Genomic DNA, 22,979 nt, shown 5'->3' on the forward strand with positions numbered 1-22,979 from the left:
GGCCTCCCCGATTCCGATTGGGCTTTCGGGCCGCCAACGGGAAGACTGCCCCCGTGACGTCTCGAAAGCCCGATGAGCAATTGGCGCGCAACTCCAGACTCCGACTTGTCCGTCCGCGGGCACTCGCCACCGCCCGGCGTGCCGTGACGACCCGGCGGACCCGCCCGGCCCCGCGGCCGCCGGAGGGCACTCCGCCCCGCGCGGAACTGGCCCGCCAGGCGCGGACCGTCCTCGCCGACGCCGTACGGATCGCCCGCTGGGTCACCCTCGACGGTGGCGCGGAGACCGCGGCGGCGTCCGGCCCCCGGTCCGTCCGCGCGACCGCTCCCACGGCGGGAGCCACGAACCCCCAGGCCCCCGTGGCCGCCCCCGACGGCGTCCCCGCCCAGGAACGGGCCGCCGCCGCACTGGACCTGACTCCCGGCCAGATCCGGGCCGGCTGGGACCGGGCCCGGCTCGCCGGCCTCGTCGAGCTCCACGGCGACACCGCCCGCCCCGGCTGGCGGCTGCACGCCTGGGACCGCGACGACTCCGCGGTCCTCCGCGGCTGGGTCGCCCTGTTCGACGCCTGGTCCCTGGTCCACCCCGCCCCGGCGGACGTCGCGCCCGGCGCCGTCGCCGAGGTCGTCGAGGCCGTCCCCCAGGTGCTCTCGCTCCTTCAGCTCTCCGCGGGCCCGGAGGTGGTCCCCGCCCTTCTCGACCTGCTCCGGCAGCGGGTCGAGGAGCTGCGCGAGGAGCGCTGCGAGGTGCCCGTAGAGGGCGCCGACACCGCTCCCGACACCGTGTCAGGCACCGCCGCCGCCTCGGTCCCCGGCCCCGAGGGCCTCGCCGCCCTGCTCGACTGGGCCTTGGAGGGTCTCGCCGCCGTCGGCGCCCTGACCCTCGGCGAGGGATCCGACGGCCGCCAGGCCACCCTGACCCCGCTCGGCAGCTGGGCGGTCTGGGTCAAGCTGGAGCAGATCTGCGTCGCCGCCCAGAGCCCCGCCGGCAACATCGAGCAGTCCGCCGAGGACATGCTCCGCGGCTGCGCGAGTCTCACCCCCGGTCCGGCCCGCGACGAGTACCGCGCCTGGCTCGCCGCCCGCACGCTCACCAGCGCGGTCGCCGAGCTGCTCGCCGTCGCCCGTGGTGAGGACGCCCTGCTGCGCGGACTCGCCTTCGAGGCGCTCCGCGTCGTCGGTGCCCCCGCCGAGGCCGAGGTCCGGGCGGCGGCCGAGGAGGCCTCGCTCCGTCCGTACGCCCTGCTCTGGATCGCCGAGTACGAAGGCGCCGACCCCGACGACGCCCCGGAGGTGCTCACCCGGGAGGAAGCCACCTGGCTCTGGGTGGACACCGCCGCGGCCGTCGCCGACCACGGGGAGAGCACGCTGTTGGTGCGCCACCTCGACTCCGCCGTCCAGGGCACGGTCCCGGCGCTCCTCGACGCGGTGCGCGCCGTCGGCCACCCCCGTACGGTCCAGGTCCTCGTCGCCCTCGCCGCGGCCCACCCCGACCCCGCCCTCGCCAAGGCGGTCCGCCGGGCGGCCTTCCAGGTCCACACCGGGGGAAGCTGACCACCCCCGCCGCTCTCAGTCGGTGGCCCCCGGCAGATAGGTGCCGAAGCTCCAGACATTGCCCTCGCCGTCCCGCGCGATGTAGTCCCGCGAGCCGTACTCCTGGTCCGTGGGCGGCATCACGATGTCGACGCCGTGGGCCACCGACCGGGCGTGGTGTTCGTCCACGTCGTCCACGTGGACGTACACCCCGCTGGGTCCGGAGCCCTCGACCAGCTTGTCGAACTCGCTGCCGGTGCCCTTGCTGCCGAGCATCACCATGCCGTTTCCGTACGACAGCTCGGCGTGCACGACCTTGCCGTCCTCGCCCTCGTACACCGCGGTGCGGGTGAAGCCGAACGCCTCGGTGAGCTGCCGGATCGCGGCGTGCGCGTCGTGGTAGGTCAGGGTCGGACAGATATGGGGTGCCTCAGCCATCCCGATCACTCCTTCTCGCGGGCGGGGGGAATGTGACCTGGATCTCAGTCTGGCACCCGGCACCGACATCGGGGCGCGTCATCCGAAGGTGTTGCACCGCGCCATGTCCCCGGTGCGGAAGCCGGTGGCGAACCACTGCCGGCGCTGCGCGGCCGAGCCGTGCGTCCAGTTCTCCGGCGTCACCCGGCCCTGGAACCGCTCCTGGATCCGGTCGTCGCCCACCGCGGCCGCCGCGTCCAGACCGTCCCGGATGTCGGCCTCGGTCAGGCTGGTGAGCAGGGGGCGGCCCGTCTTCTCGTCCGGCGTGGTCGTCGCGTGGTGCGCCCAGACGCCCGCGTAGCAGTCGGCCTGCAGCTCGACCCGTACGGCGTTGGAGTTCGCGCCCACCCGCCCGTCCTGGGCGCGGGCCAGGGTACCCATCATGTTCTGCACATGGTGGCCGTACTCGTGCGCCACCACGTACGCCTGCGCGAAGGGTCCGCCGCTCGACCCGAACTTGGTCCGCAGCTCGTCGAAGAAGCCCAGGTCCAGGTAGACCTGACGGTCGCCCGGGCAGTAGAACGGCCCGACCGCCGAGGTGGCCGAGCCGCAGGCGGTGCCGACCCGGTCGCTGAACACGACCGTGCGCGCGTCCCCGTACCGGCCGCCGCGCCGTTCGTACTCCGCCCGCCAGAAGTCCTGGACGCTGTTGACGACCGCGACGATGCGGCAGTCCGCACGGGTGTTCGCATCGGCGCCGGTCCGGCAGGTCTGCTCGATCTGGGCCGCCGAGGACGAGGTCGCGACCGGCGCGGGGTCGCCGGAGGTGAGGCCGAGCTGCTCGGGGCCCACCCCGAAGAGCAGTCCCAGGATCAGGGCGATGAAGCCGACGACGCCGCCGCCGACGGTGGCCTTCCCGCCGGGGATGCGGCTGCCGCGCACGTCCCGCACCTCCGAGGTGTCCAGGTCGGCGTCGTCGTCGAACTGCATGCGCCACCACCCTCTGCGTCTCTGCCGCGGCAGTGGCCGCCGCCCTGCGCCCGAGTATCGGAGAATCCGATGGGGATCGCCCCTTTTGTCGGGCATGGGCGGTAGGGGCGGGTGCGGGCGGTGAGGAGCCGGCGCCGGACTGTGGCCGAAAAGCAGTTGCATGCGCCCGTTAGACTGGCCGTATGGCCATTCTCCCCGCGCATGACTAGCGGCGTCGAATCCGCATACAGCCCTTTCCGCCGAACCGTCCGCCCTGGAGTCTGTCCGTGATCACCGCTTCCGGCATCGAGCTGCGCGCCGGCGCCCGCATCCTCATCGAGTCCGCTTCCTTCCGCATCGCCAAGGGCGACCGCATCGGCCTCGTCGGCCGCAACGGAGCGGGCAAGACCACCCTCACCAAGTGCCTCGCGGGCGAGGGCATGCCCGCCGCCGGGCAGATCGCCCGCTCCGGCGAGGTCGGCTACCTCCCGCAGGACCCGCGCACCGGCGACCTCGATGTCCTGGCCCGCGACCGCATCCTCTCCGCGCGTGGCCTGGACGTCCTCATCAAGAAGATGCGGATGAACGAGGAGCGCATCGCGACCGGTACCGGCGGCACGCGCGACAAGGCGATGAAGCAGTACGAGCGCCAGGAGACCGAGTTCCTCACCAAGGGCGGGTACGCCGCCGAGGCCGAGGCGTCGACCATCGCCGCCGCCCTCGGGCTCCCCGACCGGGTCCTGGGGCAGCCGTTGCACACCCTCTCCGGCGGTCAGCGCCGCCGCGTCGAGCTGGCCCGGATCCTGTTCTCCGACGCCGACACGCTGCTCCTCGACGAGCCCACCAACCACCTCGACGCCGACTCCATCGTCTGGCTGCGCGACTACCTGAAGACCTACCGCGGTGGCTTCATCGTCATCTCCCACGACGTCGACCTCGTCGAGACGGTCGTGAACAAGGTCTTCTACCTGGACGCCAACCGCTCGGCGATCGACGTCTACAACATGGGCTGGAAGCTCTACCAGCAGCAGCGCGAGGCCGACGAGAAGCGCCGCAAGCGCGAGCGCCAGAACGCCGAGAAGAAGGCCGCCGCCCTCAACTCGCAGGCCGACAAGATGCGCGCCAAGGCCACCAAGACCGTCGCCGCGCAGAACATGGCCAAGCGCGCCGAGCGCCTGCTGTCCGGCCTGGAGGCGGTCCGGGTCAACGACAAGGTCGCCAAGCTCCGCTTCCCGGAGCCCGCGCCCTGCGGCAAGACCCCGCTGACCGCCGAGGGTCTGTCGAAGTCCTACGGATCGCTGGAAATCTTCACCGATGTGGACCTCGCGATCGACAAGGGATCGCGCGTCGTCATCCTCGGCCTCAACGGCGCGGGCAAGACCACGCTGCTGCGTCTGCTCGCCGGGGCCGAGAAGCCCGACACCGGCGAGGTGACCCCCGGCCACGGCCTCAAGCTCGGCTACTACGCCCAGGAGCACGAGACGCTCGACCCGGACCGCACCGTCCTGGAGAACATGCGGTCGTCCGCGCCCGACCTCGACCTCGTCGAGGTGCGCAAGACGCTCGGCTCCTTCCTCTTCTCCGGCGACGACGTCGACAAGCCGGCCGGAGTCCTCTCCGGCGGTGAGAAGACCCGGCTGGCCCTCGCGACCCTGGTGGTCTCCTCGGCGAACGTGCTGCTCCTCGACGAGCCGACCAACAACCTCGACCCAGCCAGCCGCGAGGAGATCCTCGGCGCGCTGCGCACCTACAAGGGCGCGGTGGTCCTCGTCACGCATGACGAGGGCGCGGTCGACGCGCTGGAGCCGGAGCGGATCATCCTGCTCCCGGACGGCGTCGAGGATCTGTGGGGTCCGGACTACAAGGACCTCGTGGCCCTCGCCTGATCATCTCGGTATGGATCATTCGGCTCATGGGTGATCCTTCATCTGAGTGAGGGCGTCTCGTACTCCCCGGCGCGGCTCCGTGCGGAATCCTTCCGCCGGGGCCGCGCCGTCTTTGTTCCCCCGTTGCCGCGCTGACCTGGCAATTCCTGGCCGGGCGTATCCCGGAGGGTGGATCGCGTACCCCGGAATATGTGATTCCGGTCGTGAGGAGAGCTTCGCCGTCCGCAAACCTGGCGGCACAGACCTTGTCGAATGGGTGGCCAGGACGTCCGGGAGGGGTGATCATGAGAAGTCCAGAGCGCACTTCCCATGAGGAGGCACGGGTGGCCGAGACTCTGAAGAAGGGCAGCCGGGTGACCGGCGCCGCGCGCGACAAGCTCGCGGCAGACCTGAAGAAGAAGTACGACTCCGGTGCGAGCATCCGGGCGCTGGCCGAGGAAACCGGCCGCTCCTACGGATTCGTCCACCGGATGCTCAGTGAGTCCGGAGTCACGCTGCGTGGACGCGGCGGGGCGACACGGGGCAAGAAGGCAGCCTCGGCCTGACCGGGCGCGGTTCGTCGGGTCCCATCGGTTCTCGCGGTGGCCACCCGGTCGCCCGTGCGGTCGACCGGGTGGTTACTGTGCAGTCACTTAGCAGTGCTGCACCGGAACCGGAGGCGCCCCATGACTTCGCTCGACTCTGTGCTCGTGTTCGACAAGGACGGTGTACGGCTCACCGTCGAGGACGCCGTTGCCACGGTGGCCCTGACCAACCCGGCGAAGCGCAACGCCCAGTCTCCCGCTCTGTGGCGGGCGTTGACGGAGGCCGGACGGTCACTGCCGGGCAGCGTGCGGGTCGTCGTCCTGCGCGGTGAGGGCAAGTCCTTCTCCGCCGGGCTCGACCGGCAGGCGTTCACGCCCGAGGGCTTCGACGGAGAGCCGTCCTTCCTGGACCTGGCACGCGGTTCGGACGAGGACCTGGACGCGGTCATCGCCGAGTACCAGGAGGCGTTCACCTGGTGGCGCCGCAGCGACATCGTGTCGATCGCGGCTGTCCAGGGGCATGCCATCGGGGCCGGGTTCCAGCTCGCCCTCGCCTGCGACCTGCGGGTCGTCGCCGACGACGTGCAGTTCGCCATGCGCGAGACCGGCCTGGGACTCGTACCGGACCTCACCGGCACGCACCCGCTCGTGGGCCTGGTCGGCTATGCCCGTGCGCTGGAGATCTGCGCGACGGGCCGCTTCGTCCACGCGCAGGAGGCCGAGCGCATCGGCCTCGCCAACATCGCCGTGCCCGTCGACGAACTCGACGCCGCGGTACGGGACTTGAGCGCCGCGCTGCTCGCCGGGCCGCGCGACGCCGTCATCGAGACCAAGGCGCTGCTCCAGGGCGCCGGCGACCGCACCTACGAGGCCCAGCGCACCGCCGAACGCGCCGCCCAGGCCCGCCGCCTGCGCGACCTGGCGGGCCTCGGCGACTGATGCCCTGTCGGGCCCGGCGAGCCGCCGGGCCCACCGGCACGCCTCTGCCCGCCCGCGCGTCTCCACGGGCCGGCTGGTCTCCGCGGTACGGTCCGGCTCCGCGGGTCGGCATGCCTCTGCGGCTCGGGGCGGCCGTGCGGCGCGCGGTCCCGCGGGCCCCGGCGCGTGTCTCAGCGGATCTCCGACACGAGGATCGTGATCTCCGCCGCCTCGGGGTCCGTCGCGGCAGCCAGGGTGCGGGCCGCGCGGGCGACGTTCAGGGCGCGGTGGCCGCGGGCCACCGCCAGTTCCAGCCGCAGCGTGCTCGTCGTGCGGCGGACGGGGAAGCCGAGCACGGACGTCAGCCCTGCCACGCCCTCCACCTTCAGCACGGCGCGAGCGACCGGGTCGTCCACCACCTGCGTGGTTCGCCCGGGTGGGGGAGTGGCGACCCCCGAATCCGGGGAGCCCTCCACGAACCCGGTCACCCGCAGGTCCACCGCTGCGATCGCCAGGCCCAGATCGCGCTCCGCCGTGGCGAACAGCGCCGTGCGCACCTCCTCCGCCACGACCGGCAGCGGCCTGTCCGCCGCCGGGCCGGCCTCCATCGCGAACTCCCCGGTGATCCGCAGCGGTCCCGGCGGCAGCCCGCCCGGCGGTACGGCGAACGGCGCCTCCGGACCCACCTCCGCGAGCCCCACCCGTAGCTTCCCCGGCACCACCCCCCGTACGGCCGTCAGTCCACGGAGCAGCACCTCCCGGGCCGCCCGCTCCGTCAGCCACGCGCCGTCCTTCGCCTCCCCCAGCGGCAGCAACCGGCCCGGCTTGAGCCGCTCGCGTACCGACCCCGATCGTCCCGCTCCAGATGTCGTCGTCATTGGCCCAGCCTAATGTGGGCAAAGGCGTTGATATGAGCATAGAAGGGATGAACGGTGATGAATGACCCCGCACACCCCAGGGAACCGTCCGTGACCAAGCGCGGCGGTGGTGACCCCGCCAGCCGTGGCCGGACCACCATCGCCGACGGCGTCGTCGAGAAGATCGCCGGTCTGGCCGCACGTGAGGTCGACGGCGTCCACGCCATGGGCAGCGGGTTCTCCCGCACCATCGGCGCGGTGCGCGACAGGGTGCCAGGCGGAGGAGGGACCAAGGCGGGCGCCACCCGCGGTGTGAAGGCCGAGGTCGGCGAGGTGCAGACCGCGCTCGACCTGGAGATCGTCGTCGTGTACGGCGCCTCCATCGGTGACGTGGCCGGGGCCGTGCGCGAGAACGTCATCGCGGAAGTGGAGCGGATGACCGGCCTGGACGTCGTCGAGGTCAACATCGCGGTCAGCGACGTGAAGCTGCCGGATGAAGAGGAAGAGGAGCCGGAGCCGCGGCTCCAGTAGTCGTCGGCGGTCGGACTGAAAGGGCTCAGCATGAGCATGGCGATGGTCGGCCTGGTGGCCGGAATGGCCCTGGGGTTCGCCGGATACTTCGGCGGCTTCGGGGCGTTCGTGCTGGTCGCGGCGTTGGGCGCGATCGGCTTCGTCGTCGGGCGGTTCCTGGAGGGGGACCTCGAACCCGGCGACTTCTTCCGCAGCCGCGAGCGCGGCGAATTCCGAGGCCGCGAGCGCGGCGACCGGCTGCGGTGACCGGAGGTGACAGCCGACAGCATGGGCCCGGCCGGCCGCGGGGCGACCACGATCGCCGACCGGGTCGTCGCGAAGATCGCCGCGCGGGCGGCGCGGGAGGCGCTCGGCGGGCTGCCGCAGGGCGGCTCCGCGCCCCTCGCCTCGGTCGTCGTGCAGCGTGACGTGGCGCGCGTCTCGATCAACCTGGAACTGGGGTACCCCTCCGACCTCCGCGGGCAGTGCCTGGCGGTCCGGAGCCGGGTGATCCACCGGGTACGGGAACTGGCGGGGCTGGAGGTCCCCGAGGTGGCCGTCCACGTCGAACGCCTGCACTCCCCGCGCACAGCACGGGAGTCGGGCGGGCGGAAGCTGCGATGACCACGGACACGGGCACCCGCCCCGACCCCGACCCCGCGCCCGCACCGGACGACCCACCGGAGGAAGCCGCGCGGGAACCCGCGCCCCGTGCCCGCCGATTCTGGGCGGTACGGCGGATCCCGTCCGTCCTGATCGCCCTGATCCTCCTCGGCGGCACCGGCCTGCTGCTCTACGACGTGGCAGCTGTACGGGCCGGCCGCACGGCCATGGACTGGCGCAGCGAACTCGCCGACGACCTGGCGACCCGGCCCCTCGACGATGTCCTGGTGCTGATCGGCGCGGGCGTCGCCGTACTGATCGGGGTCTGGCTCCTGATCCTGGCGGCCACCCCGGGGCTGCGCGCCATCCTCCCGATGCGGCGCGACCACGACGACGTACGGGCCGGGCTCGACCGCGACGCCGCGGCCCTGGCTCTGCGGGACCGGGCCATGGAGGTCTCGGGCGTGCAGTCGGTACGCGTACGGATGAAGCGCAGGAAGGTGGCGGTGCGGGCGGTCTCGCACTTCCGCGAACTCGACGAGGTACGCGCCGACGTGGAGAGCGTCCTCGGGACCGGCATCGACGAACTGGGCCTCGCCCGGCCACCGGCGCTGACCGTGCGGGTGGGCCGCCCACCGAAGAAGGGGTGAAGGGGTGACCGGCATTCTCCGGCGCGTCAACCGCGTGGTGCTCGGACTCGTGGGCCTGGTGCTCGTCGCCGGCGGCGGGGCGGTGCTCGCGGCCGGGTTCGATCTGGCAGTGCCCTCGTGGTGGCCGTGGGAGGGACCCTCCGACGTCCTGTTGAGCCGCGCGGACCGGCTGCGATGGCGCGACGAGGGCTGGTGGTGGCCGGTGGTGATCGCCGTCCTCGGCGTGGTCGTGCTTCTGCTCCTGTGGTGGCTGCTCGCCCAGCTCCGGCGCGCCCGGCTCGCGGAGATCCTCATCGACACGGGTGACGGCGAGGTGGCGACGGTACGGGGCCGGTCCCTGGAGACGGTCGTCGAGGCGGACGCGACGGCCCAGGAGGGGGTGGCCAGGGCCCGCGTCTCCCTGACGGGGCGCCGCACGGCCCCGCGCACGCGCGTGGCGCTGCGCCTGGAGCCGTACGCCTCCCCGGCCGCCGCCCTGACCACGCTCGCCACCGAGGCCCTGCACCACGCCCGTACCTCGACCGGCCTGAGCAGCCTCCCGACGGAGGCCCGCCTCCGCGCGGTCAAGCACCGCGCGCGGCGGGTGACCTGACGCGACGTCGCGCACCGGGCGCGCCCCGGCCCACCGAGGCGGCTCCGGCCGGAACCCGCGCGCCCGGTGCGGCCCGGTCGTGAGCCGCGCCCGGTGCGGACGTCGGAGCCCCACCCGGGGCAGCCAGGCGGAATCCGCGCGCGGTGCAGCCCGTCGGCACCCGACGCCCTGGGTGCCGGTCAGAACCCGTGCCGGGCTCCGCCGTCCACCGACATCATCACGCCCGTCACATAGGACGCCGCCGGCGAGAGCAGGAACGCCGCCGTCCGGCCGTACTCCGCCGGGGTGCCGTAGCGCCGCAGCGGGATGCGGGACTCGTTCGCCGCGCGCGACGCCTCCGCGTCGCCCGAGAGCGCGTCGAGCTGACGCACCCGGTCCGTGTCGATCCGGCCCGGGAGCACGCCCACCACCCGGATGCCCCGCGGGCCCAGGTCCGACGCCAGGGACTTCGCGAACCCGGCGAGCCCCGGGCGCAGCCCGTTGGAGATCGTCAGGCCCGGGATCGGCTCGTGGACCGAGCCGGAGAGCACGAAGCCGATGACTCCGCCCTCGGTCAGCTCCTCCGCCGCCGCCCTGGCCATCCGTACCGCCCCGAGGAAGACGCTCTCGAACGCCGACGCCCACTGCTCGTCGGTGTTGTCCGCGCCGAAGCCCGGCGCGGGGCCGCCCACGCTGACGAGGACGCCGTCGAAGCGCCCGAAGCGGGAGCGCGCCTCCGCGATCAGCCGGGCGGGCGTCCCGGGGTCGGCGTTGTCGGCGGCGAGACCGGCCGCGCCAGGGCCGAGTTCCGCGACCGCCTCGGCGACCGACTTCTCCTCGCGCCCGGTGACCAGCACCTTCGCACCCTCGGCGAGCAGCGCCTCGGCCGAGGCACGGCCGAGCCCCCGCGTCGCGCCGGTCACCACGTACACCCGGTCCCTCAGTCCAAGATCCATGGACCTATCCTGCCGGGTCCTGCCACGGCAGCGCGAGGGCGGTCCCCACCAGGCCGATGTGGCTGAACGCCTGCGGGAAGTTGCCCAGCTGGCGCCGCGCCACCGGGTCGTACTCCTCCGCGAGCAGCCCGACGTCGTTACGGAGCTCCACGAGGCGCTCGAAGAGCTCCCGCGCCTCGGCCTCGCGCCCGGTCATCCGCAGCGCGTCCGCCATCCAGAACGAGCAGACCAGAAACGTTCCCTCGCCGCCGGGAATGCCGTCGACCGAGGTCCCTTCGGTGCTGTAGCGGCGGACGAAGCCGCCGTGCGTCAGCTCCTCGCGCACCGCGTCCACCGTCCCCACCACCCGGGGATCGTCCGGCGGCAGGAACCCGACCCGCGGGATCAGCAGCGTCGCCGCGTCGAGCTCCCGTGAGCCGTACGACTGGGTGAACGTGTTGCGCTCGGGGTCGTACCCCTTGGCGCACACGTCCGCGTGGATCTCGTCCCGCATCGTCCGCCAGCGCACCACGTCCCCGCGCAGCGAGGGGTCGGCCTCCAGGGTGCTCACCGCCCGGTCGGCGGCCACCCAGGCCATCACCTTCGAGTGCACGAAGTGGCGGCGCGGCCCGCGCACCTCCCACAGCCCCTCGTCGGGATCCCGCCAGTTCGACTCCAGGAAGCCGAGCAGGCTCAGCTGCAGGTTCCAGGCGTGCCCCACCGGTGGGATGCCGGCCTCCCGGGCCATGCTGAGCGAGTCCATGACCTCGCCGTACACATCGAGCTGGAACTGCTCCACGGCGGCGTTCCCGATCCGCACCGGCGCCGAGTCCGCGTGCCCGCTCAGCCAGGGCAGGGTCGTCTCCGGCAGCCGCCGCTCGCCGCCCGGCCCGTACATGATCTGCAGATCCGCCGGATCGCCCGCCACCGCCCGCAGCAGCCAGTCGCGCCACGCAGCCGCCTCGTCGACATAGCCCGCGGACAGCAGCGCGCCGAGGGTGAGGGTGGAGTCGCGCAGCCAGCAGGAGCGGTAGTCCCAGTTCCGTACACCTCCCAGCTCCTCCGGGAGCGAGGTGGTGGGCGCGGCGACGATACCGCCCGTCGGCGCGTACGTGAGGGCCTTGAGCGTGATCAGCGAGCGCAGCACGGCCTCCCGGTACGGCCCCTCGTACACGCAGTGCGCCGACCAGTCGCGCCAGTCCCGCAGGCACTCCTCCAGCGCGCCGAAGGGGTCGATCAGCTCGGGGCGCGGCTCGTGCGAGGGGTGCCAGGTGAGCACGAACGCGACCTTCTCGCCCGCGTCGACCGTGAACGACGAACAGGTCGAGAACTGCTGGCCCCAGGTCTTCACGGGCGGCTCGCTGCGCAGCCAGACCGAGTCGGGACCCGCGACGGCCACATGGTGGCCGTCGCTGCGCCGCATCCACGGCACGATCGAGCCGTAGTCGAACCGAAGCCGCAGCACCCCGCTCATCTCGACGGTGCCGCTGACGCCCTCCACGATCCGCATGACATCGGGCGATCTGTCGCGCTGGGGCATGAAGTCGACGACCTTCACGGTGCCGGTGCGCGTCTCCCAGTACGTCTCCAGGACGAGCGAGTCGCCGGCGTAGCCCCGGGTGGTGCAGGTGGTGGCGCCCTTGGGTGCGAGCCGCCAGTGTCCGTTGTCCTGGTCCCCGAGCAACGCGGCGAAGCACGCGGCCGAGTCGAAGCGCGGCAGACACAACCAGTCGATCGACCCGTCGCTTCCGACGAGCGCGGCGGTCTGCAGATCACCGATGAGGGCGTAGTCGTCGATACGTTGCGTCACGCTCTGGCGTGTTCCCGCACGAGGCGACGGTCAATCAGAGGGAAAGTGTGGCCTATACCGCGGCCGGGGCCGGTTCGGGGGTGCCCGCTCCACCGTCGGTGCGGGCCGCGGTCTCCCGGTCGCGCTTCTCGCGGCGCACCAGGATCACCCACCCCACCGGCACACCGGCGGCGAAGAGCCACCACTGCACGGCGTACGCCATGTGCGCGCCGATCGAGTCGTGGTCGGGCTCGGGGATCAGCTCCGGGGTGTTCCCGGCGGGTTCGGGCGCGGTCTGCTCGATGTAGCCGCCGAGCACCGTACGGCCGGTGAGCTCGGCCTGCTGCGCGCTGTTGATCAGCATCACCTGACGGTCCGGCAGCCCGCGCAGGTCCTTGATCCCGCTGGCGCCGGTCGTCTCGTCGGCCTTGAGCCGGCCGGTCACGGTCACCTCGCCCTTGGGCGCGGGCGGGACCGGGGGGTACGCCTTCTGGTCGGCCGCGGCCGGGACCCAGCCGCGGTTGACGAGCACGACCCGGCCGTCCTTGAGCGTCAGCGGGGTCAGGACGAGGAAGCCGACCTTGTCGTCGGCGTTGGTGCGGCGGCGGACGACGACCTCGTGCCCGGTGTCGAAGGTGCCGGTGGCCGTGACCTGGCGCCAGTAGTCGGCGCGCGGGACGGTGTGGCCGGGGGAGGTCAGCTTCTCGACGGGGAGCGTCTCCGCCTTGAGGTTGTCCGCGATGAGGGCGTTCTGCGCGACCCGGCGTTCGTGCCGGTGGAACTGCCAGAAGCCCAGCTCGATCATCGTCGGGACGAGGACGAGGGCCACGAGGGTGAGGATCACCCACTGCCGGGACAACAGGAAGCGGTACACCCCATGACCGTACAACTGTGGTCATGGGGTGCACGCACGGGGGTTCCGGTCGCCGGGGGGCGGCCGGGGCTGCCTGGGCGGTCGCGGGCTGCCGCGGCTGCCGGGGCTCAGACGTGGTCGACGATCCCCACCTTTCCCTCCGCCCGGGCGCAGTGCCCGCCGCAGTACCAGTTGCCCTCGACCTCGACGCCCTGCCCGATGATCTGGACCTTGCAGTGCTCACAGATGGGCGCCATGCGGTGAATGGCGCAGGAGAAGCAGTCGAAGACGTGCACCGCGCCTTGCGCGTGCACCTCGAAGGACATGCCGTAATCGTTTCCGCAGACCTCACAACGTGCCATGCGCCACAGGGTGCGACGTGACCCGGGCGAGGTGCGGGCGGCACGCCCGGCGCGTCACCCGTCTGCCGGGGCCACGTCGCGCAGCAGCTGGGTGAAGGCGGCCTCGTCGACGATCGGGGTGCCGAAGGACTTCGCCTTCACCGTCTTGGAGGTGGCGGCGTCCGGATCGTTCGTGACCAGCAGGCTCGTCAGCCGGGAGACGCTCGTGGCGACATGGAGCCCCGCCTCGACCGCGCGGTCCTCGAGCAGCTCGCGGTCGATGGACGTGTCGCCCGAGAACGCCACCCGCATGCCCTGCTTGAGTGGTTTGTCCGCTTCGTAGCGACCCGGGTTCGGGTGCGGGCACGGCGGCCGCTTGCGCGAGGGACGCCAGCCGTTCGTGTGATAGGAGGCCTGGTGGCCGATCCGGGCAGGTGCGGGCGTGGACACCCACTCCGTCAGCGGCCGGCACTCCAGGAGCGGCAGCCGTACGTTCCGCTCGGCCGCCGCGTGCAGGCTCGGCCTGAACGCCTCGGCCAGCACCCGGGCGTCGTCCAGCGCGTTGTGCGCCCGCTCCTGGACGACACCGAAGTGCGCCGCCAGGGACTCCAGCTTGTGGTTGGGCAGCGGCAGCGACAGCTCCTTGGCGAGGGCGATCGTGCACAGCCGCTGCCGCACGGGCGCGGTGCGCTCGGCCCGTGCGTACTCCCGGGCGATCATCGACCAGTCGAAGAGCGCGTTGTGCGCCACCAGGACCCGGCCGTCGAGCCGCTCGGAGAACTCGGCGGCGATCTCCGGGAAGAGCGGCGCGCCCTCCAGCACGTCACGGGTCAGCCCGTGGATCCAGACCGGCCCGGGGTCCCGCTCCGGGTTGACCAGCGTGTACCAGTGGTCCTCGACCTCGCCCTGGGCGTCCAGCCGATAGACGGCAGCCGACACTATCCGGTCGTCGCGGGCGAGTCCGGTGGTCTCCACGTCGACGACCGCGTACCCCTGTGGGTAGGCGGCCGGCCACGCTGCTGCTGTCGTACGGTCGTCGAGCATGGTCACTGAGAATACGGGCCCCTACTGACACCCCCGCCCCCCGGTGCCCCGCCGGCGACCGGAACCGGCCATCCGGTCGACGCGCCGCCGAGCCCGCGACGCCCATGGCGCCCACCCCGTGGGGGAGTTCACCGGGGCCGCCGCGCGGGCTCAGCCGAGACCGGCCACCAGGTCACCGGCCGCCGCCTGTTCGAGACCGCAGCCGTCCACCGGCCCCGGCAACAGGCGGTAGACCGTCCCGGTCGCGCCGTCCGGCACGACGTCGCCGTCGAGGAGGGCGAGGAAAGCGCTCCGGCCGCTCGCGCCCGCCGCGGCCACGGCCCGTCCGTCCTCGGCCGTACGGCGCCGGTCGGGTGGGCCGGCCGCACGGATCCGGTCGGCGAACGACTCCACGGGCTCCTCGCTCCCGCGCCGGTACTCCCACACGTCGTCAGGGCCCTCGTGCGCCCGTCGCAGGACGGTCACCGCGTCGGTCCGGGCGGCGGCGTGCCAGACCGCCAGATCCCACAACGTCGTCCGCCCGGCCGTGAAGTACTGGTACAGGTCCTTGCCGACCCGGCCCAGGTCCGCGCTGTGCGACCCCACGCTCTGGAACCCCTCGGACGGCGGCAGATGCAGATCCGTCCAGAGGAAGGTGCGGTGCTCCAGGTCGACCAGCATCGGTACATGGATCTGGGAGTCGCCCACGAGGTCGTAGCGCTGACGCACGGTCCTCGGGTCGTACGTCGCGTCCCTGCCCTCCCTGGAAGGGAGGGTCATGAAACCGGCGAACGCGTCGAGGAGCTGCTCGAACGGCACGTTGTTGTAGCTGAACACGATGGGCATCGCGAACCGCACCCCGGCCTCGGCGAGCGCCGTGAGGTCCAGATCGGCGTACTCGGTCGCCCCCTTGGGCGCGGGCGCCGAGATCAGGTCGCCGGAGTGGACGACGGCCCGGTCGCCGTGGACGAGGTTGGTGTAGTCGCACAGCCCGACGTACGACCAGTCCGCGTCGTACAGGGCGACCGACAGATCCAGATCGACCCGGGTCTTCGTCGGCTGGGTCCAGTGCAGGAACATGCGCAGGACCTCGCCCCGGGGCAGCGGCTGTGTCGAGCCGCGCGGCACCGACACCAGGGCCTTGGCCGCGGCGCCCTCCGCGGACGGCACGGCGAGCCCCGCGAGCGCGGAGTCCAGGACAGCGGTGTCGAACCGGGGCGCGGCACCGAGCCTGCGCAGCACCTCGCTCTCCAGCAGTCGGCACACGTCTTCGGTGAGCGCGGTCGGCAGGGGAGCACGCCGGTCGTCCGTCGTGAACGCGTGCGTGACCCGGCCGCGCGGAAAGAACACCCGCCGGTCGCCCGGCAGATGGCGGATCCGCAGCTGCCCGAGGGCCGCGAGCACCGGTCCGGGGCCCGCACCGGGCAGCGCGCGGCGCAGCGTCTCGGCCACGCGCGCGGGGAGGGTGCCGGAGCCGTACAGCCGCAGCAGATGGTCGAGGCGTCGCATCAGTTCGCCGGGGCGCTGCGCGAGCAGCGGGAGCGCGGTGTCCGGGTCCCGCTCGGCCAGGGCGGTCTCGACGCGCCCCGCCCAGGTGTGCGGCTTGAGGCGCCCGCCGTCGACCCGCACCGCGGAGGGGTGCTCGGCGGCGGTCCGCAGCAGGGCATCGCCGTGCGAGACGGACGTCGTGTCGGTCGCGCGCAGCACCGCGAACGCCATCGAGGCCCGGGGGTGACGGTCGTGCCGCTCGAAGGGGTGGAGCGTCTCGGCGGCCTTCTTCCACAGACCCTGGTGGCGTGCCAGATCCTCCACCAGTGAGGTCACGTCGAGGCCGTCCAGGACGGCGAGGAGCCGGCGGCGCAGCGGGCGCGGCAGCGAGCGGAAGCGCCGGGGCTCCAGCAGGTCCGCCTCACCGCCCGACCAGACGGCGAGCAGCCGAAGGACGTCGGTCGCGGTCGTCAGCCGGACGTCGAGCTCGGGCAGGACGGCGTCCCGGGTACCGGGGTCGAGCAGCAGCGTGCCCAGGAGCAACGCCTTGGTCGCGCGTACCGGGATCTCGTCGGGCAGCCAGTCGAGCGCCGTGGGCGCCTGGGTGAGCAGCACCTTCAGGTCGTCGCGGTCTGCCGGCGAGAGCGGTGTGCGCCGGGCCAGCAGCGTGAGCAGGGCCTTCGCCGCGTCCGCCGGGCGGTCGCGGCCGAGCGCGAGCAGCCGGAGGGGCCCGACGGAGGACTCCTCGGCCTCGGCCTCGCCCTCGGCGGGAGCGGTCGCGGCCTTCGGCTTCAGGAACGGGTCCGCGGGATCGATCCGGCGGTGGCAGATCGGACAGCCGTCGTACACGGCCCCGTCCCAGCAGTGCCGGCAGACGAGGTGGGCGCAGGGCGAGACCGCGTGGACGGTTCCGGCGGTGCCGCACAGGACACACGGCTGCGTCGGCCACTGGAGCAGCAGGGTGAAGACCCGGTCGACGTAGAGCGTGGACGTGTCGTCGGGGACGGAGGCCGGGAACGACCGGAAGAGCGGCATGTGCGGGCGATCGACGCCCGACTCCGCGTCCAGATGGCGCAGCAACTGCTTGCCCGCGTCGGCGAGTCCCGCGGGACCGAGCCAGGCGAGCGCCTCGCGCAGCTCGGCGGTGGGGGCGAAGCCCCGGTCCAGGAGCTCGGCCTCCAGAGCGGTGAGGCCTTCGGCGGTGGACGGGTCGCCGGGGCGGGGCCCGGCCTGATCGACGTAGACCGTACGGAGACGGCGGAGCAGGACGGACGACACCACAGACAAAAAGGGATCTCCAGGAGGGAGGGGAAGAGTGGGGCGGAGACGGAGAGTGAGCGCGCTACGGGTGTCATAGAAAGAGTGAGAAGGAAGCACGCTTGCGGAGCCGTCCCCGCCTGAACGCAGCCTAGGACGGCACCACGCGCGCGTGCCACCGAATAAGCGCGGGGTCCGCGGCGGGGTCTCAGCGTCTCAACAGGCCGTCCACCAAGGCCCGTACGGAGGTGACGAAGAGGCGCTCCGGGTCGATCGGGCGAGCCAGGGCCCGGGTGAGGGCGGGGTCGTCCGGGTCGGTCGTCTCCGACTCCCAGAGCTCCTCCTCGGCGGGCGACTGGACCGGTGCCCGCTCGCGGTTGCGTTCCACGAGTACGTAGCCGACGACCTGGACCTGTACCGCGCGGACCACCTCCGCCGCCCGCGCGCCGCGAATGCCCGCCGCGTGCACCTCGTCGGCCAGGGCCCGCTGCGCGGGCAGGAACATCCGCTCCGTCAGGCCCCGTTCGTGGACCATCGCCACCAGATGCGGGCGCTCGCGCAGCTCGCGGCGGAGCGAGCGGGCCACCGAGACGATCCGGTCGGCGGGGGTGCGCCCGTGCGGGGTGATGGCGGAGAGATCGGCGACCGTCCGCTCGACCAGCGCGTCGAGCAGGGACTCGCGGTTGCCGACGTGCCAGTAGATCGAGGTGACCGCCGTGCCGAGTTCGGCGGCGAGCTTGCGCATGGTCAGGGCGTCCGGGCCGTGCTGCCTCACCAGAGCGGCGGCGGTCGCGAGGACCTCCTCGCGGGTGAGTGCGGTGCGCGCCATCGTCCCCCCAATTCTCCTCAGTGCACGGCTCTTTACCCTTCATCGCCGCCGGTGTAACTGTGTTACAGGCCGACGGTCCCTGAAGGGTGGTACGTCATGGCACGAGTACGGTACGGCGCGCGCACCGACGCCGAGATCACGGCGGCCCGCGCCAAGAGCAGCAAGCTTCCCGACATCTGGTCCACCGGAGTGGTCGCCGTCTGGGAGACCGATCCGGACGTGGTCGCGGCCGTCCTGCCGCCCCCGCTGAAACCCACCGAACGGCCCCTGGTGCGGGCCAACATCTCCCAGGTCGACCTGCCCGGCTACCCCCTGGGCGCCGGCTCGGTGGCCGTCGCCGCCGCCCATGGAGGGCAGGCGGGCTGGTACCCGCTCGTCATGCCGATGACCCTGGAGCGTGCCCTCATCGGCGGCCGGGAGGTCTTCGGCGAGCCCAAGAAGCTAGGCGAGGTCGTCGTCGAACGCGACGGGCTCGTCGTCCGCGCCTCCCTCGCACGCCACGGCATCGCCTTCGTCGAGGTGCGCGGCGCGGTCTCCGGCCCGCTGCCCCTGCCGGAGCCCGCCGAGAAGACCGACTTCTACTTCAAGTTCCTGCCCGGCGTGGACGGCACCGGCTTCGACGCCGACCCCGTCCTCGTGCACTGCGTCCGCGGCGAGAAGGTCCGCAAGCTGGAGCGGATCACCGGTGACGTCGTGCTGCGCGAGTCCATGTACGACCCCGTCGCCGACCTTCCCGTACGCCGGATCGTCGAGATCACCATCGGCGAGAAGACCACCGACCAGAAGGGCCGGGTCGTGGAGCGGGTGAGCGCGGAGGCCCTCCTGCCCTACATCCACCAGCGCTACGACGACCCGCAGCAGATCCTCGACGGACCCCCGGAAGGGAGCGTGTGATGGAGCTGCGCCAGGGGCAGGTCGCGGTCGTCACCGGCGCGGCGAGCGGCATCGGTCTCGCGATGGCGCGCCGGTTCGCCGCCGAGGGGCTCGCCGTCGTCCTCGGCGACGTGGAGGAGGCCGCGCTCGCCAAGGCGGCCGAGGAGCTGGTGGAGGGCGGTGCGCGGGTCCTCGCCCGTACCCTCGACGTCAGCGACGCGGATTCCGTACGGGCCTTCGCGGACGCGGCGTTCGACACCTTCGGCGGCGTGCACGTCCTGTGCAACAACGCCGGCGTCGGCTCGGGCGCCGAGGGCCGCATGTGGGAGCACGAGCCCAACGACTGGAAGTGGGCCTTCTCCGTCAACGTCTGGGGCGTCTTCCACGGCATCCAGGCCTTCGTCCCGCGCATGATCGCCGGCGGTGAGCCCGGCCACGTCGTCAACACCTCCTCCGGCGACGGCGGGATCGCCCCGCTGCCGACCGCCTCCGTCTACGCCGTCACCAAGGCGGCCGTCGTCACCATGACCGAGTCGCTGTACGCGCATCTGAAGGCCGAGCACGCGCGCGTGGGGGCGTCGGTCCTCTTCCCCGGCCCGCACATGCTGCGCACAGGCCTGTGGGAGTCGCACCGCAACCGGCCCGAGCGGTACGCCAAGGAGCGGCCGCGCAAGACCCCGTACCGCAGCCTGGACCAGTGGGAGGCGGCGATGAAGGAGGCCGGGCACGAGGTCGCCTTCACGCCCGTCGAGGAGGTCGCGGAGCACGTCGTGGACGGCATCCGCGCCGACCGGTTCTGGATGCTCCCGGCGAGCGAGCACAGCGACCGGCAGATCCGGGCGCGCTCGCAGTCGATGCTCGACCGCGCCAACCCGTCGTACCTGGAGAGCTTCATTCTCGACTGAGGGGTCCGTCATGGCCGATCCGAACGACCCGTACCTGATCATCTCCTCCGACTGCCACGCCGGTCTGCCCACCGAGCGCTACCGGCCGTATCTCGACTCCCGGTTCCACCGCGCCTTCGACGAGTTCCTCGCCGGGCGGGACGCCCGCCGCGAGGCCATGACCCGGCTCGGGGTGCGCAACGAGGCCTTCGCGAACAAGTGGTTCAGCGACAACGAGGAAGGGCTGCGGGGCGGCTGGGACGCCGCCCAGCGGCTCAAGGAGCTCGACGGCGACGGGGTGGCGGCCGAGGTCGTCTTCCCCGACGCGGACGCCGTCGACAGCCAGACCGCCGCGCCCTTCGGGGTCGGCCTCGGGCTCTCCGGCGACCAGGACCCGGAGCTCGGCATGGCGGGGGCGCAGGCGCACAACCGCTGGCTGGCCGAGTTCGTGGGACAGAACCCCGAGCGGCACTGTGGGGTGGCGCTGCTGCCGATCACGGCGGAGCCGTCGAAGGTCGTCGCCGAGATCCACCGGGCCAGGGAATCGGGGCTCGGGGCGCTGATGATCCCCTCGATGTGGGTGGACAAGGAGCCGTACCACGACCGGAGTTACGACCCGATCTGGGCGGCGGCGGCCGAGACGGGGATGCCGCTGGTCACCCACTCGGGCGCGGCGCCGCGCGAGGAGTACGGCGACCATCTCGGCATCTACGTCAGCGAGGTCACCTGGTGGCCGGCCAGGCCCCTCTGGTTCCTGCTCTGGTCCGGGGTCTTCGAGCGCCACCCCGGGCTGAAGTTCGGTGTCGCCGAGTCGGGCTGCTGGTGGCTGCCGAACCTGCTCTGGTTCATGGACCGGCTCTACCTCGGCGCGCACGGCGGCAAGAAGCTCTCCCCGTTCGCGGAGCTGAGGCGGCCGCCGAGCGAGTACCTGGACCGCCAGGTCTTCGTCTGCGCCACCAACACCAAGCGGCGCGAGCTGGCACAGCGGTACGAGATCGGCGTGGACAACATCCTGTGGGGCTCGGACTTCCCGCACCCGGAGGGGACCTGGCCCAACACGCGCGCGTGGCTGCGGAACACGTTCCACGACATCCCGGTGGCGGAGACCCGGCGGATGCTGGGCCTCGCCGCGGCCGAGGTCTTCGGATTCGATGTCCGGAAACTGGATCCGATCGCCCGTCGTATCGGTCCGACCCCCGCCGAGCTGGGCCAGTCACCCGACCAGGAGGCGGTGGAGGCCTCCTGGGCCCGCTCCCGCGAGGTCGGCCGCCACTGGCTGACCGACCACGACTTCCCCGCTCTGGGGGTGAACTGATGGACCGCTACACCGTCATCTCGGCGGACTGCCACGCCGGCGCCGACCTCCTCGACTACAAGCCGTACCTCGAGAAGAAGCACCACGACGCCTTCGACGCCTGGGCGGCCGGCTACGTCAACCCGTACGAGGACCTGCTCGCCGACACCGCCGACCGCAACTGGAACTCCGGGCGCAGGCTGCGCGAGCTGGAGGCGGACGGGATCGTCGCCGAGGTCGTCTTCCCCAACACCATCCCGCCGTTCTTCCCCTCCGCCTCCCTGATGGCACCCGCGCCGAGCCGCGAGGAGTTCGAGCAGCGCTGGGCGGGGCTGCGCGCGCACAACCGCTGGCTGGCCGACTTCTGCGCGGACGCCCCCGGCCGCCGTGCGGGGGTGGCGCAGATCCTCCTCAACGACGTCGAGGAGGCCGTGAAGGAGATCCGCCGCACCAAGGAGGCCGGCCTCACCGGCGGCATCCTCCTGCCGGGCGCCCCGCCCGGCAGCGGGATCCCCGAGCTCTACTCGCAGACGTACGACCCGATCTGGGCGGTCTGCGCGGAGCTGGACGTCCCCGTCAACCACCACGGCGGCTCCGCCTCACCGCCGCTCGGCGACGAGCCGGCGGCGCGCGCGGTGTTCATGGTGGAGACGACGTGGTTCTCGCACCGGGCGCTCTGGCACCTCGTGTTCGGCGGCGCGTTCCGCCGGCACCCGTCGCTGAGACTGGTGCTGACCGAGCAGGGTTCGGGCTGGATCCCCGGGGTCGTCGAGATGCTGGACTACTACCACGCCCGCCTGGTCGCGGCGGCCTCCCGGGCGGCCACAGCCGAGTCCAAGTTCGGCGCTGGCCTCGCGGAGTCCATGGGCAAGGGCCCCAGCGAGGTCTGGCGCGACAACTGTTTCGTCGGCGCCAGCTTCATGCGCCCGCACGAGGTGCCGCTGCGCGAACGGATCGGCCTCGACAAGATCATGTGGGGTAGCGACTACCCGCACGACGAGGGCACGACGCCGTACTCCCGCGAAGGCCTCCGCATCGCCTACGCGGGGCTGCCAAGGGAGGAGGTCGCGGCGATGGCCGGCGGCAACGCGGCCCGCGTCTACGGCTTCGACCTGGCGTTCCTGGACTCCCTGGCGGCCGTGCACGGCCCGACCGTCGAGGAGATCGCCGAGCCCCTGAAGGAGGTCCCGGCGGGCGCGACCAGCCCGGCGTTCGCGCCGGGCGGGTCGGTCCGAGTCTGGTGACGCCCCGGGTGAGAACCTCCCGGGGTGACTGAAGCGCACGACGAGGCCCACGGCGGCGGGCTCGGCGCCCGGCTGAACTGGCTCAGGGCCGCCGTCCTCGGTGCGAACGACGGAGTCGTCTCCACCGCGGGCCTCGTCGTGGGCGTCGCCGGCGCGACGGAGTCGCGCTCCGCGCTCCTGACCGCCGGCCTGGCGGGCCTGCTCGCCGGCTCGCTGTCGATGGCGGCGGGGGAGTACGTCTCGGTCTCCACCCAGCGCGACTCGGAGCAGGCGGCGCTCGCTCAGGAACGCCGCGAACTGCGCGAACGGCCCGAGGCCGAACTCGCCGAACTCACCGACCTCCTCGCCCGCCGCGGCCTGAGCGCGGACATCGCCCGCGAGGCGGCGGAACAGCTCACCGCCCGCGACGCCCTGCGCGCCCACGCGCGCGTGGAGCTCGGCATCGACCCCGACAGTCTCACCAACCCCTGGCACGCGGCCGCCGCCAGCTTCCTCGCCTTCACGGCCGGCGCGCTGCTCCCCCTCCTCGCGATCGTCCTCCCGTCCGCGTCGACCCGCCTCTGGATCACGGTCCTCTCGGTCCTCGCCGCCCTCGCCCTCACCGGCTGGTGGAGCGCCCGCCTGGGTGCGGCCCCACCCCGCCGCGCGGTCCTGCGCACGACGGGCGGCGGAGCCCTGGCGATGGTTGTGACGTACGCGGCGGGCTCACTGCTGGGGGCTGCGGGGGTCTGA

The 22,979-nt window shown here is 72.8% G+C and carries 24 protein-coding genes; 14 read left to right on the top strand and 10 right to left on the bottom strand.

What is annotated here, in order from left to right; translation table 11 throughout:
• The first annotated feature begins 53 nt into the window (after positions 1 to 53).
• Positions 54 to 1,553 carry a hypothetical protein gene (locus tag ACZ3OF_RS09395; RefSeq protein WP_467303724.1) on the top strand — a complete coding sequence of 500 codons (1,500 nt, stop codon included), beginning with the start codon at positions 54 to 56 and terminating at the stop codon, positions 1,551 to 1,553.
• A gap of 15 nt (positions 1,554 to 1,568) precedes the next feature.
• On the opposite strand, the gene ACZ3OF_RS09400 is transcribed toward ACZ3OF_RS09395, so the two are convergent.
• Both ACZ3OF_RS09400 and ypfJ read right to left on the bottom strand, forming a co-directional pair.
• Positions 1,569 to 1,970 (bottom strand): VOC family protein, encoded by a 402-nt coding sequence (locus tag ACZ3OF_RS09400; RefSeq protein ID WP_361432477.1) that lies wholly within the window; start codon positions 1,968 to 1,970, stop codon positions 1,569 to 1,571.
• Positions 1,971 to 2,048: 78 nt separating this feature from the next.
• Complete coding sequence (ypfJ, locus tag ACZ3OF_RS09405) at positions 2,049 to 2,939, bottom strand: KPN_02809 family neutral zinc metallopeptidase (protein WP_361668948.1); 891 nt, start codon at positions 2,937 to 2,939, stop codon at positions 2,049 to 2,051.
• Positions 2,940 to 3,205: 266 nt separating this feature from the next.
• On the opposite strand from ypfJ, the gene ACZ3OF_RS09410 reads away from it, so the two are divergent.
• From ACZ3OF_RS09410 to ACZ3OF_RS09420, 3 genes are all read left to right on the top strand, one after another.
• Positions 3,206 to 4,804 carry an ABC-F family ATP-binding cassette domain-containing protein gene (locus ACZ3OF_RS09410; RefSeq protein ID WP_361668946.1) on the top strand — a complete coding sequence of 533 codons (1,599 nt, stop codon included), beginning with the start codon at positions 3,206 to 3,208 and terminating at the stop codon, positions 4,802 to 4,804.
• A gap of 323 nt (positions 4,805 to 5,127) precedes the next feature.
• Positions 5,128 to 5,349, top strand: a complete 222-nt coding sequence (locus tag ACZ3OF_RS09415) for a helix-turn-helix domain-containing protein (RefSeq protein ID WP_006123601.1) — start codon at positions 5,128 to 5,130, stop codon at positions 5,347 to 5,349.
• 120 nt (positions 5,350 to 5,469) lie between these two features.
• Positions 5,470 to 6,267, top strand: coding sequence for an enoyl-CoA hydratase/isomerase family protein (locus ACZ3OF_RS09420; RefSeq protein WP_467303728.1), 798 nt, complete (start codon positions 5,470 to 5,472; stop codon positions 6,265 to 6,267).
• Positions 6,268 to 6,437: 170 nt separating this feature from the next.
• Here ACZ3OF_RS09420 and ACZ3OF_RS09425 read toward each other — a convergent pair whose 3' ends face one another.
• A complete protein-coding gene (locus tag ACZ3OF_RS09425) occupies positions 6,438 to 7,124 on the bottom strand; it encodes a hypothetical protein (RefSeq protein ID WP_467303730.1) in 687 nt (228 codons plus the stop codon).
• 57 nt (positions 7,125 to 7,181) lie between these two features.
• On the opposite strand from ACZ3OF_RS09425, the gene ACZ3OF_RS09430 reads away from it, so the two are divergent.
• Genes ACZ3OF_RS09430 through amaP form a run of 5 tightly spaced genes read left to right on the top strand, consistent with a single transcriptional unit; the run spans position 7,182 to position 9,458 of the window.
• Positions 7,182 to 7,634, top strand: a complete 453-nt coding sequence (locus ACZ3OF_RS09430) for an Asp23/Gls24 family envelope stress response protein (protein ID WP_361668942.1) — start codon at positions 7,182 to 7,184, stop codon at positions 7,632 to 7,634.
• A 30-nt stretch (positions 7,635 to 7,664) separates the two neighbouring features.
• Complete coding sequence (locus tag ACZ3OF_RS09435) at positions 7,665 to 7,880, top strand: hypothetical protein (protein ID WP_361668940.1); 216 nt, start codon at positions 7,665 to 7,667, stop codon at positions 7,878 to 7,880.
• A 21-nt stretch (positions 7,881 to 7,901) separates the two neighbouring features.
• On the top strand, positions 7,902 to 8,237 hold the full coding sequence (locus tag ACZ3OF_RS09440; protein ID WP_361669732.1) for an Asp23/Gls24 family envelope stress response protein: 336 nt from the start codon (positions 7,902 to 7,904) through the stop codon (positions 8,235 to 8,237).
• Entirely contained in the window at positions 8,234 to 8,866 is a 633-nt protein-coding gene (locus ACZ3OF_RS09445) for a DUF6286 domain-containing protein (RefSeq protein WP_467303733.1), read from the top strand. The genes ACZ3OF_RS09440 and ACZ3OF_RS09445 overlap by 4 nt, the downstream gene beginning before the upstream one ends.
• A gap of 4 nt (positions 8,867 to 8,870) precedes the next feature.
• On the top strand, positions 8,871 to 9,458 hold the full coding sequence (gene amaP / locus ACZ3OF_RS09450) for an alkaline shock response membrane anchor protein AmaP (protein ID WP_361668934.1): 588 nt from the start codon (positions 8,871 to 8,873) through the stop codon (positions 9,456 to 9,458).
• A gap of 179 nt (positions 9,459 to 9,637) precedes the next feature.
• On the opposite strand, the gene ACZ3OF_RS09455 is transcribed toward amaP, so the two are convergent.
• The 7 genes from ACZ3OF_RS09455 to ACZ3OF_RS09485 form a co-directional block, all read right to left on the bottom strand.
• A complete protein-coding gene (locus ACZ3OF_RS09455) occupies positions 9,638 to 10,393 on the bottom strand; it encodes an SDR family NAD(P)-dependent oxidoreductase (protein WP_467303736.1) in 756 nt (251 codons plus the stop codon).
• Between the two features lie 4 nt (positions 10,394 to 10,397).
• Positions 10,398 to 12,182, bottom strand: a complete 1,785-nt coding sequence (locus ACZ3OF_RS09460; RefSeq protein ID WP_467303738.1) for a glycoside hydrolase family 15 protein — start codon at positions 12,180 to 12,182, stop codon at positions 10,398 to 10,400.
• A gap of 52 nt (positions 12,183 to 12,234) precedes the next feature.
• Positions 12,235 to 13,035 carry an SURF1 family cytochrome oxidase biogenesis protein gene (locus ACZ3OF_RS09465; RefSeq protein WP_361668925.1) on the bottom strand — a complete coding sequence of 267 codons (801 nt, stop codon included), beginning with the start codon at positions 13,033 to 13,035 and terminating at the stop codon, positions 12,235 to 12,237.
• Between the two features lie 107 nt (positions 13,036 to 13,142).
• On the bottom strand, positions 13,143 to 13,376 hold the full coding sequence (locus ACZ3OF_RS09470; protein WP_361668923.1) for a hypothetical protein: 234 nt from the start codon (positions 13,374 to 13,376) through the stop codon (positions 13,143 to 13,145).
• A gap of 54 nt (positions 13,377 to 13,430) precedes the next feature.
• A complete protein-coding gene (locus ACZ3OF_RS09475) occupies positions 13,431 to 14,405 on the bottom strand; it encodes a DEDDh family exonuclease (protein ID WP_361668921.1) in 975 nt (324 codons plus the stop codon).
• Positions 14,406 to 14,549: 144 nt separating this feature from the next.
• Positions 14,550 to 17,153 (bottom strand): MXAN_6230/SCO0854 family RING domain-containing protein, encoded by a 2,604-nt coding sequence (locus ACZ3OF_RS09480; protein ID WP_467303742.1) that lies wholly within the window; start codon positions 17,151 to 17,153, stop codon positions 14,550 to 14,552.
• Positions 17,154 to 17,331: 178 nt separating this feature from the next.
• Entirely contained in the window at positions 17,332 to 17,952 is a 621-nt protein-coding gene (locus tag ACZ3OF_RS09485; RefSeq protein WP_361668916.1) for a TetR/AcrR family transcriptional regulator, read from the bottom strand.
• A 96-nt stretch (positions 17,953 to 18,048) separates the two neighbouring features.
• On the opposite strand from ACZ3OF_RS09485, the gene ACZ3OF_RS09490 reads away from it, so the two are divergent.
• From ACZ3OF_RS09490 to ACZ3OF_RS09510, 5 genes are read left to right on the top strand one after another with little or no spacing between them, the layout of a single operon-like run.
• Positions 18,049 to 18,846 (top strand): acetoacetate decarboxylase family protein, encoded by a 798-nt coding sequence (locus tag ACZ3OF_RS09490; protein WP_361668914.1) that lies wholly within the window; start codon positions 18,049 to 18,051, stop codon positions 18,844 to 18,846.
• Entirely contained in the window at positions 18,846 to 19,730 is an 885-nt protein-coding gene (locus ACZ3OF_RS09495; protein ID WP_361668911.1) for an SDR family NAD(P)-dependent oxidoreductase, read from the top strand. The genes ACZ3OF_RS09490 and ACZ3OF_RS09495 overlap by 1 nt, the downstream gene beginning before the upstream one ends.
• A 10-nt stretch (positions 19,731 to 19,740) precedes the next feature.
• The gene (locus ACZ3OF_RS09500) at positions 19,741 to 21,024 is read left to right on the top strand and encodes an amidohydrolase family protein (RefSeq protein ID WP_361668908.1); all 1,284 of its coding nucleotides are present in this window, start codon (positions 19,741 to 19,743) and stop codon (positions 21,022 to 21,024) included.
• Positions 21,024 to 22,247: an amidohydrolase family protein gene (locus ACZ3OF_RS09505; protein ID WP_467303746.1), complete on the top strand. Its 1,224-nt coding sequence runs from the start codon at positions 21,024 to 21,026 to the stop codon at positions 22,245 to 22,247. The genes ACZ3OF_RS09500 and ACZ3OF_RS09505 overlap by 1 nt, the downstream gene beginning before the upstream one ends.
• Before the next feature lie 24 nt (positions 22,248 to 22,271).
• A complete protein-coding gene (locus tag ACZ3OF_RS09510; RefSeq protein WP_361668903.1) occupies positions 22,272 to 22,979 on the top strand; it encodes a VIT1/CCC1 transporter family protein in 708 nt (235 codons plus the stop codon).

The organism is Streptomyces sp. NPDC022552 (genome assembly GCF_055561875.1).